Genomic DNA, 13,064 nt, shown 5'->3' with positions numbered 1-13,064 from the left:
CTCGGGTCCGATCAGTGGTGGTTGGTGACGAACTCGGTCACGAGCCGGTTGAACTCCGCGGCGTGCTCGAGCTGTGCCCAGTGGCCGCATCGGTTCAACATGACCATCCGCGAGTCCTGGATCATCGACATCGCGCGGAGACTGATTTCCCAGTGAACGGTTCGGTCATCGCGGCCGTGGATGATGAGTGCCGGCACGCTGGAGGTGTGCAGAGCCTGTGCCGCGGACATGAAGGCTTCCTGACCCAAGCCGACCTTGGCACGCTCGAGCCAGTCGCTGAGGTGATCAGGGTGCGCCAGTGCCGCCTGCGATCGTTGTTCAGCGAGCTCATCGGTTGCGAAGGTGGGGTCGAAGCACATCACCTGGACCAACCGCTTGAAGTTCTCCGGCGACGGGTCCTGGTAGGTCTCGACGAGGACCTTGAACCCTTCGGTCATTCCGGCCGGGGACAGCACGTTCACGCCCCACACCCCGGATCCCATCGTGATCAGGTGAGACACCCGTTCCGGCCAGCGTGCCGTCATGATGATGCCGACTCCGCCCCCCATCGAGTTGCCCACGATCGCCGCCCGCTCGATGTCGAGGGCGTCCATGAGCTGCTTGACCGCCTCGCCCTGGTCGAAGCCGGACTCCACGTTCTGGCGGCTCGACTCGCCCCAGCCCGGCATGGTGACCGCAATGACCCGGAAGTGCTGTGCCAGAGGGCCGATGTTCGGGGCGAAATTGGACCATCCCGTCGCACCGGGGCCAGTGCCGTGGATCAGCAGGACGGGGTGGCCCTCACCGGCTTCGTTGATCTGGATCTCGTAGTCAGGAGTACGAACGATCCTTTTCGTGCTGTCGTAGGTGGGCGCTGGTATCGAACCGGTCTGGGTCGTCATGGGGTGCGGGCTCCTCGTCGGTCGGATGGGTGGCTCAGTCGGGAAGGTCGACGAAGACGTCATCGCCTTCGACCTTGACGGCATAGGTACTGACCGGGCAGGTTGCCGGGAGACTGAGCACGGCTCCGGTTTTTATGCAGAACTTGGCGAAGTGCCACGCGCACTCGACCACGTCCCCCTCCACGTATCCGTCGGCCAGGGACGATTCGTCATGTGTGCACGTGTCGTCGATCGCGAAGTATTCGTCGTCGACGTTGAAGAGGGCGATCGGGCGCTCCCGCTTGAGCTGGAAGCCCTCGCCCTCGTCGAGGTCGGACGTGCTGCAGGCTTTCGTCCACGTCACGTGATCGTCACACCCTTCACGGAGTCGGGGCGCGGGCTTGAGCCGCGCGTGATGGTTTTGATCAGGTTCCTGAGTTCCAGCCCGTCGTCGGCCAGCGCGTCGCGGTGGGTTTTGACGGGGAGCTGAATGAGTCGGCGTGCTGCTCCGACATCGCGAGGGCGGTCGAAGCCGCAGACGGCGACGACGACTTCGTCGCGGAGCCAGAACCCCACATAGGACTCCGACGTCGCGTCACGCCGCATGACCAGTTCGTCGGTCGTGTGGGGACGTCCGAACATCTGGAATGTGCGTCCGAACTGATCGGACCAGACGTACGGCGTCTCGGTGAACGCCGTTGGATGCCCGGCCATGGTGGCGCCCACCGCGGTGCCGTGCTTCATGGCGACGTCCCAGTGCTCGATGCGGCCCGGCCCGGTGACAAGGTGCGGGTGCGGCTGACTCGCCACGTCTCCTGCTGCGTACACCCACGACACGTCGGTATGTCCATAGGCGTCGACGACGATGCCCTGGCTGTCCGTCCGTACGCCGATCGCGCGGGCCAGTTCGGTGCGCGGTTCCACCCCGATGCCGACGACGACTGTCGCCGCGGAGAGCCGGGTGCCGTCGTCGAGAACCACCTTCTCGACAGCGTCCACGCCCTCCAACCGCTGCACGGTTCGACCCAGGACGAACCGCACTCCTTGGTTCCGGTGGAGGTCGAGCAGATGGGTGCCGATGCGCTCGTCAAGCGTTTGCAGGGGCCGGGGGCCGACCTCGACCACGGTGACGTCGAGCCCGTGTTCGCGGGCGAGGGCGGCTATCTCGAGTCCGATGAAGCCCGCTCCGATGATCACGAGTGGGCCGCCGGCGGAGAAGCGGTTCGCCAGCAGGGCGGCATCCGACGCATCACGCAGTACGAGAACGTGGGCCAGGTCGGAGCCTGGGACGGTCAGTCGCCGCGCCGCTACTCCGGTGCTCAGCAGGAGGGTGTCGATCTTCAGGGAGTCGTCGGCTTCGAGGTGGAGCGTGCGAGAGACCGGATCGATGCCGCGGACCTCCGAGCCGAGCCGGAGCTCGATGTCGAGTTCGGTGAATCTGCTGGGGGGAATGATCGGACGGAGTGTGCGGTCCGCCAGCTTCGACAAAGGTGGGCGCTCGTACGGTGGGTGAGGGTCGCGATCGATGATCGTGATCCGTCCGTCATGTCCCAGCGAGCGCATCGCGATCGCGGCAGAGACGCCCGCGGCACTGGCCCCCACGATCGCGCTGTGCTGCATGCCGTTCTCCTTCAGGAAAGTCACTCGCCACCGACCATTGACCATTGACGTCTGAGATACCGTATCTTACATCTCGAATGTTCCTCAGGGTGGAACGGTGTAAGCCAGTCGGGAGAGGAGGGTCTGATGGATCTCCAGCAGGCCAAGAACGCAGGGACCGACAGCAGCCACGACACCTCGGCAGGCAAGGCGCTCGCTCTCCTGGACGCACTGGGTGGACCTCGCGCCGTCATGGGTGTCTCAGAACTCGCTCAGGTCGTCTGCCTTCCCAAAGCGACCGCACACCGCCTCCTGGCAGTGCTCATCGAGAGCGGTTACGTACGACGGTCAGGCGACAAATACGCGCTGTCGACCCGGACGTTCGAGCTGGGGAACCAGGTCGCCGTCGCGCGTGCGAACGGCTTGCGGGATCGCGCAATGCCGGTGCTGACCGAGCTTTACGCGCAGACCCGCAAAACGGTGCATCTCGCTGTGCCCGCCGGATCGAGCGTGCTGTACGTCGAAAAGCTGTTCGGGCCGGACTCCGTCCGGATCAACACCGCGGTCGGTATGCGTCGACCGCAGTACGCGACGGCGCTCGGGAAGACGATGCTCGCGTTCTCCGATGCACCGCCCGGCGGCTCCATGCAAGCTCGCTACTACCGGTTCACCGCATTCACGATCACCACCCACGGCCTGCTGGAGCGGGCCCTCGGCGAGGTCCGCGACCAGGGTTTCGCCACCGACTTCGAGGAGACGTTCCTCGGCGTCTCGTGCATCGCCGTGCCGGTCCTCGACCGCAGGACCCGCAAACCCGTAGCGGCGTTGTCGCTGTCGACCGAAGCCACAGGCCGCTCCGTCCTGCGCTACAAGGGCGCGATGCTCAAGGCGGCCGAGCAACTGTGCGGCCAGGTCAGCAAATTGGTCGCCTGATGCAACCGCGGTTCGAACATACGGAACAGCTCTGTTGTCGGATACGCCATCTCCTCGCACGATCGGTGGACCGGCGCCACACGCAAACCAGAGGGGACGGATCAACCCATGACGAGAGTCGAGGCACTCGGCTACCTGGGCCTCCGGGTGAAGAGCCTGGAGGACTGGGAGATTTTCGCGACCGAAATTCTCGGGATGACAGCATCTCGTCAGGAGATCGACGGTGAGGCCGCACTCGTCCTGCGCATGGACGAGCGTGCTCATCGCCTCACACTGCGGGCCGGTGACGACGAACTCGACTACGTCGGCTGGCAGGTCTCCGGGCCTGACGCACTTGACGAGGTGGCAGCCGCACTCGATGCGGCCGGCGTCGACTACAAGGACGATGCGCGGCTCGCCGATCTGCGCGGCGTGCGCCGACTGCTGAGCTGCCGCGATCCCGCCGGCTACGCGCTGGAGTTCCACTACGGCCCGAGCATGCTGCAGGAGCCGTTCATCTCACCCACGGGTGCACGGTTCGTCACGACAACTCCCGACGGGGCGGACACGGGCCTGGGCCATGTCGTCGTGGTGAGCGACAACGTGGAGGAGACGATCGAGTTCTACCGGCGTGTCCTCGGCTTCAAGGTGAGCGACCACATCATCCCGGTGCCCGGGATGCTCCTGACCTTTCTGCACACCAATGCGCGGCACCACTCCCTCGCGGTGGCCCCGATCTACGGGGACGGACCGGCAGGGATCAATCACTTCATGGTGGAGGTCGACGACCTCGACGTCGTCGGTCGCGCCCTGGACAAGGTGCAGCAGCGCAAGATCCGGCAGCTCGCCACGCTGGGACGCCACACGAACGACAAGATGCTGTCCTTCTACGTGCAGTCCCCGTCCGGCTTCGGTGTCGAGTACGGCACTGACGGGCTGCTCATCGACGAAAAGACCTGGTCGGTCGTGACCTATGACGCCTCGGCGTACTGGGGTCACATCTTCGACCCTGTGTGACCTTCCTCAGCGACGAGTGGAGAACTGACATGACCATCGAGGCGCCTGGAACCACCGCCTACCTCGATTCGCTCGTCAACGTGGCGACCGGGGAGCTGGACCGCAGGATCTTCAGTGACGAGGAGATCTTCGAGCTGGAGATGCAGCACATCTTCGGGCGGGCCTGGCTCTTCCTGTGCCATGAGACGCAGATCCCGAAGAAGGGTGACTTCTTCGAGGCTCCCATGGGCAAGGACAACGTCCTCGTGGTCCGCCAGCGCGACCGCAGCATCAAGGCGCTGCTCAACACCTGCACTCACCGCGGCAACGCGGTCTGCCGGGCCGAGGAGGGCAACGTCCGGAACTTCATGTGCACCTACCACGGCTGGACGTTCGGCCTGGACGGCGAACTCGTCGGGGTGCCTGGAATGTCGGACTTCTATCGGGATGAGCTGGACAGGACGAAGCACCCCCTGCGCAAGGTGGCCCAGCTCGACAACTACAAGGGGTTCATCTTCGCGACCATGGACCCGCAGGCACCGCCGCTGCTGGAGTTCCTCGGACGCACCGGGCGCATCGCCATCGACCTGCTGGCAGAGCGCGGTGACATCGAGGCCCGCCCGGGCGTGCAGAAGTTCACGCTCAACTGCAACTGGAAGTTCACCGCGGACAACGCCTTCGACTACTACCACCCGCAGATCACCCATATCTCGGCGCAGGCCGTCGGGATGATCCCCAGTGCCGACGTGAACGACACCGGCGGTGCCAAGACCGACGAAGGCAAGGCCCTCGGTGTGCAGCGGCTTCCCACGGACCTCGACACACTGGTCGCGCTCGGCGAGTACGGGCACGCGATCTCGGGTCCGAGCCTGGACTCGATGCTGAGGACCCTGCCTCCCGAGATGCACGAGCTCGTCACCTGGCGCCAGAACCCCGGTCCGCTCGCGGCCCTCGGCCCGGTCGGGTCCCGGTTCGCCGGCCACCCGCATCTCTTCCCGACCGCCTGGTTCACGATGGACGCACAGATCAGCCTCCGGGTGCCGCGCAGCGCGGGCGTCACCGAGGTGTGGTGGTTCAGCTTCAAGGACCGCAACGAGTCGCCCGAGGAGCAGAAGGCGCAACTCGGCCGTCAGATCCATTCGTTCGGACCGGCGGGCTTCCTGGAACAGGAAGACGGCGAGAACTGGTCGCAGAGCACGGCGCAGACCCGCGGCGGCGCCAGCCGCGACATCCCGCAGCTCCTGAAGATGGGCCTGGGACGCGGAAAGATCATCCACGAGGACGGCGTGGCCCGCATCGAGGCCCCCGTCAACGAGCACGCACAGCTGTGGACGTACCTGTCGTGGCTTGCGTGGGTCAAGGGCACCAGCTGGGACGAGCTGCGTTCGGCCACCACGCCCGGCGACTACATCTGAGGACTGACGAGTCATGGCAACTGCGCATCTGGAGACGACCATCGCGCCGGAGAAGATCGCGGCGATGTACCTGCAGTACGAGGTCGAGCAGTTCTACACCCACGAGGCCGCCCTGCTGGACCACCAGCGGTTCGAGGAGTGGGTCGACCTGTTCACCGACGACACGGCGTACTTCATGCCGATCCGCCGGACCGTGCCGCGCCGCAACCTCTCCCGGGAGTTCACGCGGCCCGGCGAGATGGCGTTCTTCGACGACGACAAGGCCACCCTCGTCGGCCGGGTGCAGAAGCTCGGCACCGGCACGGCCTGGGCCGAGGATCCGCCGTCACGGACCCGTCACCTCGTGACCAACGTCCGCATCATCGAGGACCTGGGCACCGAGCTGACCGTCGAGACCTGCTTCCACCTGTACCGGACGCGGCTGAAGTCGGAGATCGACGAGTGGATCGGACGCCGCGAGGACGTGCTCCGGCGCACCGAGGAGGGGTTCCGGATCGCACGGCGCGACATCTACCTCGACCAGACCGTCCTGCTGTCGCAGAACCTCAGCAACTTCTTCTGACAGCCCCGAAAGAGCGAGCCGGACGCCGGCCGGGACTTCCCGACGGGTGCAGAGAGAAGGAGGACCGGTGGGATCGACCCGCCACGACCTGAGAGCAGGGGGCACGAGGTCGGTCACCGCCAACGGGATCACCCTGTGCTGTGCCGCATACGGCGACCCGGCGGACCCGCCGCTTCTCATGATCATGGGAATGGGTACCCAGCTGAACGGCTGGGACATGGGCTTCTGCGACCAGTTGGTCGACTCGGGTTTCTACGTGATCCGCTTCGACAACCGCGACGTCGGTCTGTCGGAACGCATCGAGGGCACCCCTGACCTGGCCGCGATCCGACGCGGCGATCTCAGCACCCTGCCCTACACCCTCAAGGACATGGCGGCCGACAGCGTCGGACTCCTCGACGCATTGGGCATCGATCGCGCCCACATCCTCGGTGCCTCGATGGGAGGAATGGTCGCTCAGCTCATGGCGATCCACTGGCCCGAGCGAGTTCGCTCCCTCTGCTTGATCATGTCGAGCACCGGCGACCGATCGGTCGGCCAGGCGGACCCCGCCACCATGGCATTGATGCGCCGGCCCGCTCCGGCGACCAGGGAGGGAGTCGTCGAGGCGGCCGTGGAGCGTTCGCGCGCGCTGGCCGGAGGAGGCTTCCCGTTCGACGAGGACGCGGCACGAACCCGTGCGGCCGCGGCGTACGACCGCGCACACGACCCGGCCGGCCGGATCCGTCAGCAGGCGGCCTCGATCGCCTCGGCGGACCGGACGCCCGAGCTCCGCGGTCTGCGCGTGCCGACCGTCGCCATCCATGGCACGGACGACCGTCTGGTCGACATCAGTGGCGGCCGGGCCATTGCGGACGCCGTGCCGGGCGCCTGGCTCGAGGCCGTCGACGGCATGGGCCACGGCATCGTGCCCGAAGCCTGGCCCCAGATCATCGCAGCGATATGCCGCAACGCGGCCCGCCCCACAGCCTCCCCAGGAGACGTCAGGTGACAGTTCAGGCAGACAAGCGGGCACTCGGGTTCGACCCCGACGCGCTGCGCGAGAAGTACCGGATCGAGCGCGACAAACGGCTTCGTGCGGACGGCTCACGCCAGTACCAGGCGCTCGAGGGGGAACTCGCGCACTTCATCGACGACCCCTACACACCCAGGATCGAGCGCAAGCCGGTATCCGACCACGTCGACGTCGCGGTGATCGGCGGGGGATTCGGAGGACTCCTTCTCGGCGCGCGTCTGCGCGACCTGGGTTACGAGGACATCCGGCTCGTCGAGCAGGGCGGTGACTTCGGGGGCACGTGGTACTGGAACCGCTACCCCGGCGCCGCGTGCGACACCGAGGCCTACATCTACCTCCCGCTGCTGGAGGAGACGGGCTACATACCCACCGAGAAATATGTGAAGGCACCCGAGATCCTCGAGCATTGCCGACGGATCGCCCGGCACTACCGTCTCTACGACAACGCCCTGCTCCAGACCCGGGTCTCGGGCGTGACGTGGAACGAGGACGCCGGACACTGGGTCATCGAGACCGACCGCGGCGACGTGTTCACCGCCCGGTACGTCTGCATGACCGCCGGCGCGATGCAGAAGCCGAAGCTGCCGGGAGTACCTGGCATCGAGTCCTTCCGAGGGCACACGTTTCACACGACCCGCTGGGACTATGACTACACCGGGGGCGACAGCTCCGGCGGACTCGAAGGGCTCGCGGACAAGAAGGTCGCGATCGTCGGAACGGGAGCGACGGCCATCCAAGCCGTGCCCCACTTGGGCGCAAGCGCCGGACACCTGTACGTCGTCCAGCGCACGCCGTCGGCGGTCAGCCCGCGCAACAACCGGCCGACCGATCCGGCCTGGGCCGCATCGCTCCCGCACGGCTGGCAGCGCGAACGGATGGACAACTTCTCGACCTTCGTGGCCGGTGGCGACGCGGAGACCGACCTCGTCAACGACGGCTGGACCGCCATCTACCGCCTGCGCACGCTCAGTGGTGGCGTCCTGGACGAGATCGACGATTTCACCAAGATGGAGGAGATCCGCGCCCGAGTGTCCGCCACTGTGCGCGACCCGGCCACGGCGGAGAGCCTGAAGCCCTGGTTCCGCGCGCTGTGCAAGCGGCCCTGCTTCAACGACGACTACCTGAAGACCTTCAACCGTCCCAACGTCACCCTGCTCGACACCGACGGACAGGGCATCGAGCGCGTCACACCGACCGGCATCGTCGTCAACGGCACCGAATACGACGTCGACTGCCTCGTCTTCGCCAGCGGGTTCCAGGTGGGAGCGCCGTTCGCGACCAGGCTCGGTTACGACGTGGTCGGCCGTGGCGGCCGCAAGCTCAGCGAGAAGTTCTCGACCGGTATCTCGACCCTCTACGGCATGCAGACCAACGGCTTCCCGAACTTCTTCATCATCGCGCTCAACCAGGTGGGCGTCAGCTCGAACTTCGCGCACGTCCTCGACGTCCAGAGCCGGCACGTCAGCCAGGTCATCCACGAGGTCGACCGCAGGGGCGCCCGCGCGGTCGACGTCGCCGTCGCGGACGAGGAGGCCTGGGTGCAGACGGTCTTCGAATCTTCGCGCGCCAACCTCGAATTCCTCGAATCGTGCACCCCGGGCTACTACAACAACGAGGGGCAGCCCAACGCGACCGCCGCGCGGCGCAACGGAGCCTACGGACCCGGCATCGTCGCCTTCGATCACCTCATCAGCGCCTGGCGCGCCGAAGGAACATGGCAGGGACTGATCTTCGAACCCACCAGGAGCAGCTGAGATGCCGGGCGACGGGCCGCTGTCGGGGCTGATCGTCGCGGACTTCTCCCGCATCGTGGCGGGTCCTTACTGCACCATGCTGCTCGGCGATCTGGGCGCCGAGGTGATCAAGGTGGAAAGCCCGGCGGGCGACGACACGAGGACCTTCAAGCCGCCCGTACGAGACGACGAGTCGACGTACTACCTGGCCGTCAACCGCAACAAGCGCTCGGTCGCGCTCGACCTCGCCGACCAGGGCGACCTCGTGCTGGCGCGCAGGCTCGCCCACCGGGCCGACGTCTTCGTCCACAACTTCAAGCCCGGGACCACGGAGCGGTACGACCTGGGCTACGAGCAGGTCGCGGCCGCCAACCCGGGTGTCGTCTATTGCGCGATCAGCGGCTTCGGCACGCATGGGGGTGCCGCCCTGCCCGGCTATGACCTGCTGATCCAAGCGGCCTCCGGCATGATGGCGATGACGGGTGAGGCCGACGGGCCCCCACTGCGCACGGGCATCTCCGCCATCGACGTGATGACCGGGCTGCACGCGGCGGTCGCGGTCCTGGCAGCCCTCAACCACCGGACCGCAACCGGTGACGGGCAGCTCCTCGAAATCGACCTGCTCTCCAGCGCCCTCTCGTCGATGATCAACCAGTCCTCGGCCTGGGTCGCCGGCGGGGTGGTGCCCCAGCGCATGGGGAACGAGCACCCCAGCCTGTTCCCGTACGGCCCGCTGCCCACCGCCGATCGAGAGCTCATCGTCGTCGCCGGCAACGACCGCCAGTACAGAACCCTGTGTGACGTTCTCGGACGGCCTGACCTCGCGGCCGACCCGCGGTTTGCCTCGGTGAGGCTGCGCAACGACCACCGCGATGAGCTGCGCCCCGAACTGGAAGCCGTGCTGGCCACTCGCGGCGCCGACGAGTGGGCCGAGCTGCTCACCCGCGCCGGTCTGCCGTGCGGTCCGATCAACGACGTACGGCGCGGCGTGGAGATGGCGACCAGGCTGGGCCTCGAACCCGTCGTGGACGTCGAAGGGGTGCCGATGGTGCGCAACCCCGTCACCTACTCCCTGACGCCGCCGCGCTACCGGCACCGCCCGCCCGCCCTGGACAACGACGGCGAGTCCATCCGGGCCTGGCTGGCCTCCGAGGCATCCGCGAAGGAGCCCATCGATGCGTGACGCCGTGATCTGCGAGCCCGTGCGCACCGCGGTCGGGCGGTACGGCGGCGCTCTGGCCGGCGTCTCGGCCAGCGAGCTGGCCGCGGCGGTGGTTGCCGAACTGCTTCGCCGCACGGGTGTGGCGGGCGCGGACATCGACGAAGTCGTCCTCGGACAGTGCAACCCCAACGGCGAGGCTCCGGCGATCGGCCGGGTCACCGCACTGGACGCCGGACTGCCGGTGTCCGTCTCCGGACTGCAGCTCGATCGTCGCTGCGGATCCGGGCTGCAGGCGGTCTGCACGGCCGCGATGCAGGTGCAGACCGGGATCGCGGACGTCGTCATCGCCGGTGGCACCGAGAGCATGAGCGCGGTCGAGCACTACATGAACGGGATCCGGTTCCCGGGACGCACCGAGTCCGTGGTGCTGCACGACAGACTGGCCCGGGCGCGCACCACGGCCGGCGGCAAGCACCACCCGGTCCCCGGTGGCATGCTCGAGACCGCGGAGAACCTGCGTCGCGAGTACGCCATCTCACGCGGCGACCAGGACGAGCTCGCCGTCCGCTCGCATCGCCGCGCGGCGGCGGCCCAGTCCTCCGGCGTCTTCGCAGAGGAGATCGTCCCGATCACCACCAAGAACCCGCGCGGCGAGCAGGTCACGGTCAGTGCCGACGAGCATGTCCGAGCGGACACGAGCGCCGCGTCACTCGCCCGGCTCGCGCCGGTGCTTCGCCGTCAGGACCCGGAGGCGACGGTCACGGCCGGCAACTCCAGTGGCCAGAACGACGGTGCCGCGGCCTGTCTTGTCACCACTCGGGAGACGGCCGAGCGGCTCGGGCTGACACCGTACGCGCGCTTGGTCACCTGGGCGACGGCCGGTGTCGAGCCGGCCCGCATGGGCATCGGGCCGGTGCCGGCGACCGCCCGGGCTCTGAAGCGGGCCGGTCTTGCCCTCGCCGACATGGACCTGATCGAGATCAACGAGGCGTTCGCCGCGCAGGTCCTGGCCGTGACGCGGGAGTGGGGTCTCGGCGCCGCGGACTGGGACCGGGTCAACGTCCACGGCTCCGGCATCTCGCTGGGCCACCCCGTCGGGGCGACCGGCGCGCGCATCCTCGCCACCATGCTCCGTGAGCTGCGGCGCCGCGAGGGGCGCTATGCCCTCGAAACCATGTGCATCGGCGGTGGGCAGGGACTCACCGCGATCTTCGAACGAGTCGCCTGAAGGGCTGACTTCGACAGGTCGCCACGCGGTGACCTCCCTGCAGAAAGGACGAGCCGCTGTGTTCGGCAAAGACAGGAGCCCGGTCGCCATCGTGACCGGAGGTGCCCGAGGGATTGGCCGCGGAGTCGCGAGCCGACTGGCGGCCGACGGCTGCGCCGTCGCCGTCCTCGACCTGACTGCGGAGGCGTGCGCCACCACCGTCAAAGAGATCGAGGCCGTCGGCGGGACGGCGCTGGCCGTCGGCGCGGATGTCTCGGTGGAGGACGACGTCGCGGCCGCGGTCGATCGCGTGGTCACGGAACTGGGCGCCCCGACGGTGCTGGTCAACAACGCCGGCATCGTGCGCGACAACCTGCTCTTCAAGCTTCGGCCCGATGAGTGGGACGCGGTCATCAACGTGCACCTGCGCGGCGCCTACCTCATGTCACGGGCCACGCAGAAGTACATGGTCGACGCTGGTTGGGGGCGCATCGTGAACCTGTCCAGCACCTCCGCGCTCGGCAAGAAGGGCCAAGCCAACTACGCCGCGGCGAAGTCCGGGCTCCAGGGCTTCACCAAAACCCTGGCCATGGAGCTCGGCAAGTTCGGTGTCACGGCCAACACCGTGGCGCCCGGGTTCATCGTCACCGATATGACCCGGGACACCGCGGCTCGGATCGGCATGCCGTACGACGAGTACACCGTCATGCGCGCCGCGGAAATCCCCGTCGGCCGGGTGGGGCAACCGGCCGACATCGCCGCGGCGGTGTCGTTCTTCGTCAGCGAAGAAGCCTCGTTCGTCTCCGGACAGGTGCTCTACGTCGCCGGTGGGCCGAAGGCATGAGAATCGCGCGGATCCGGCTCGGCTCCGGAGACGAGGTCTGGGCCCGCCTCGACCAGGAACACTCCATCGAGCTGCTCGACCTCGAGGACCTCGGGCGGGAGGGGCGCGACCTCGGTCCGGCCGAAGCCCTGACCCTCGTCAAGCCGGTCACGGCGACCAGTACCGTGGTCTGCCTGCTCGGCAACTGGAAGGGGCGGGACGGCCGGGACGGCCCGAGCTTCTTCGTAAAGCCGACCAGCTCCCTCATCGGTGACGGCGAGGCGATCGTCCTGCCCAGCATCTGCAGCACCGTGGTCTACGAACCCGAGATCGCGGCCGTGATCGGCAGGACCTGCCGCGAGGTCACCCCTCGGCAGGCACGCGCTCACGTCCTCGGCTGGACCTGCGTCAACGACGTGACGGCTACGGACCTAGGGCTGAGCACCAACTTCCCGTTCCTTCCGGGAAAGTCGTTCGACACCTTCGGTGTGCTGGGCCCCGTCGTCGAGACCGAGCTCGATCCGGACGACACGGCTCTTCGCGCCCGCATCAACGGCCGGGTCGTCACCGACACGGTCACCTCCCGGATGAACTGGTCGACCGACGAGGTGGTGAGCTGGGTGAGCCGGTTCATGACCTTGCGTTCCGGTGACCTCGTCTGCCTCGGTACGCCTCCGCAGATCGAGCCGATCCAGGCGGGGGACGTCGTCGAGGTGGAGGTCGCCGGGATCGGCACGCTGCGGAACCCGGTGGTCGCCGCCGGGTGACCGGTCGCCTCGA

At 67.5% G+C, this 13,064-nt stretch carries 13 protein-coding genes; 10 read left to right on the top strand and 3 right to left on the bottom strand.

The window, feature by feature from the left end; genetic code table 11:
- Nucleotides 1–11: 11 nt before the first annotated feature.
- Genes M2163_RS03510 through M2163_RS03500 form a run of 3 tightly spaced genes read right to left on the bottom strand, consistent with a single transcriptional unit; the run spans nt 12 to nt 2,480 of the window.
- Nucleotides 12–881, bottom strand: coding sequence for an alpha/beta hydrolase (locus M2163_RS03510; protein WP_280854545.1), 870 nt, complete (start codon nt 879–881; stop codon nt 12–14).
- A gap of 34 nt (nt 882–915) precedes the next feature.
- Entirely contained in the window at nt 916–1,224 is a 309-nt protein-coding gene (locus M2163_RS03505; protein ID WP_280854546.1) for a bifunctional 3-phenylpropionate/cinnamic acid dioxygenase ferredoxin subunit, read from the bottom strand.
- Entirely contained in the window at nt 1,221–2,480 is a 1,260-nt protein-coding gene (locus M2163_RS03500; RefSeq protein ID WP_280854548.1) for an FAD-dependent oxidoreductase, read from the bottom strand. Before M2163_RS03500 ends, M2163_RS03505 begins: the two co-directional genes overlap by 4 nt.
- Nucleotides 2,481–2,606: 126 nt before the next feature.
- Between M2163_RS03500 and M2163_RS03495 the strand changes: the two genes are divergently transcribed.
- The 10 genes from M2163_RS03495 (at nt 2,607) to M2163_RS03450 (ending at nt 13,051) form a co-directional block, all read left to right on the top strand.
- A complete protein-coding gene (locus M2163_RS03495) occupies nt 2,607–3,392 on the top strand; it encodes an IclR family transcriptional regulator (protein WP_280854549.1) in 786 nt (261 codons plus the stop codon).
- A gap of 108 nt (nt 3,393–3,500) precedes the next feature.
- Nucleotides 3,501–4,388 (top strand): VOC family protein, encoded by an 888-nt coding sequence (locus tag M2163_RS03490; protein ID WP_280854550.1) that lies wholly within the window; start codon nt 3,501–3,503, stop codon nt 4,386–4,388.
- A gap of 29 nt (nt 4,389–4,417) precedes the next feature.
- Nucleotides 4,418–5,782 (top strand): Rieske 2Fe-2S domain-containing protein, encoded by a 1,365-nt coding sequence (locus tag M2163_RS03485; protein ID WP_280893072.1) that lies wholly within the window; start codon nt 4,418–4,420, stop codon nt 5,780–5,782.
- 13 nt (nt 5,783–5,795) lie between these two features.
- Entirely contained in the window at nt 5,796–6,344 is a 549-nt protein-coding gene (locus M2163_RS03480; protein ID WP_280854552.1) for a 3-phenylpropionate/cinnamic acid dioxygenase subunit beta, read from the top strand.
- 178 nt (nt 6,345–6,522) lie between these two features.
- Nucleotides 6,523–7,335 carry an alpha/beta fold hydrolase gene (locus tag M2163_RS03475; protein WP_348541027.1) on the top strand — a complete coding sequence of 271 codons (813 nt, stop codon included), beginning with the start codon at nt 6,523–6,525 and terminating at the stop codon, nt 7,333–7,335.
- Nucleotides 7,332–9,113, top strand: a complete 1,782-nt coding sequence (locus M2163_RS03470) for an NAD(P)/FAD-dependent oxidoreductase (RefSeq protein ID WP_280893070.1) — start codon at nt 7,332–7,334, stop codon at nt 9,111–9,113. The genes M2163_RS03475 and M2163_RS03470 overlap by 4 nt, the downstream gene beginning before the upstream one ends.
- A 1-nt stretch (nt 9,114) precedes the next feature.
- Complete coding sequence (locus tag M2163_RS03465) at nt 9,115–10,275, top strand: CoA transferase (protein ID WP_280893069.1); 1,161 nt, start codon at nt 9,115–9,117, stop codon at nt 10,273–10,275.
- Entirely contained in the window at nt 10,268–11,482 is a 1,215-nt protein-coding gene (locus tag M2163_RS03460; protein WP_280893068.1) for an acetyl-CoA C-acetyltransferase, read from the top strand. The genes M2163_RS03465 and M2163_RS03460 overlap by 8 nt, the downstream gene beginning before the upstream one ends.
- A gap of 58 nt (nt 11,483–11,540) precedes the next feature.
- Nucleotides 11,541–12,305, top strand: coding sequence for a 3-oxoacyl-ACP reductase FabG (fabG, locus tag M2163_RS03455; RefSeq protein ID WP_280893144.1), 765 nt, complete (start codon nt 11,541–11,543; stop codon nt 12,303–12,305).
- The gene (locus tag M2163_RS03450; protein ID WP_280893067.1) at nt 12,302–13,051 is read left to right on the top strand and encodes a fumarylacetoacetate hydrolase family protein; all 750 of its coding nucleotides are present in this window, start codon (nt 12,302–12,304) and stop codon (nt 13,049–13,051) included. The genes fabG and M2163_RS03450 overlap by 4 nt, the downstream gene beginning before the upstream one ends.
- The last annotated feature ends 13 nt before the right edge of the window (nt 13,052–13,064 follow it).

The organism is Streptomyces sp. SAI-135 (assembly GCF_029893805.1).
Classification (GTDB): Bacteria; Actinomycetota; Actinomycetes; order Streptomycetales; family Streptomycetaceae; genus Streptomyces.
The sequence above is the reverse complement of the archived record's forward strand: the minus strand, read 5'-3'. Positions and strand labels throughout refer to the sequence as shown.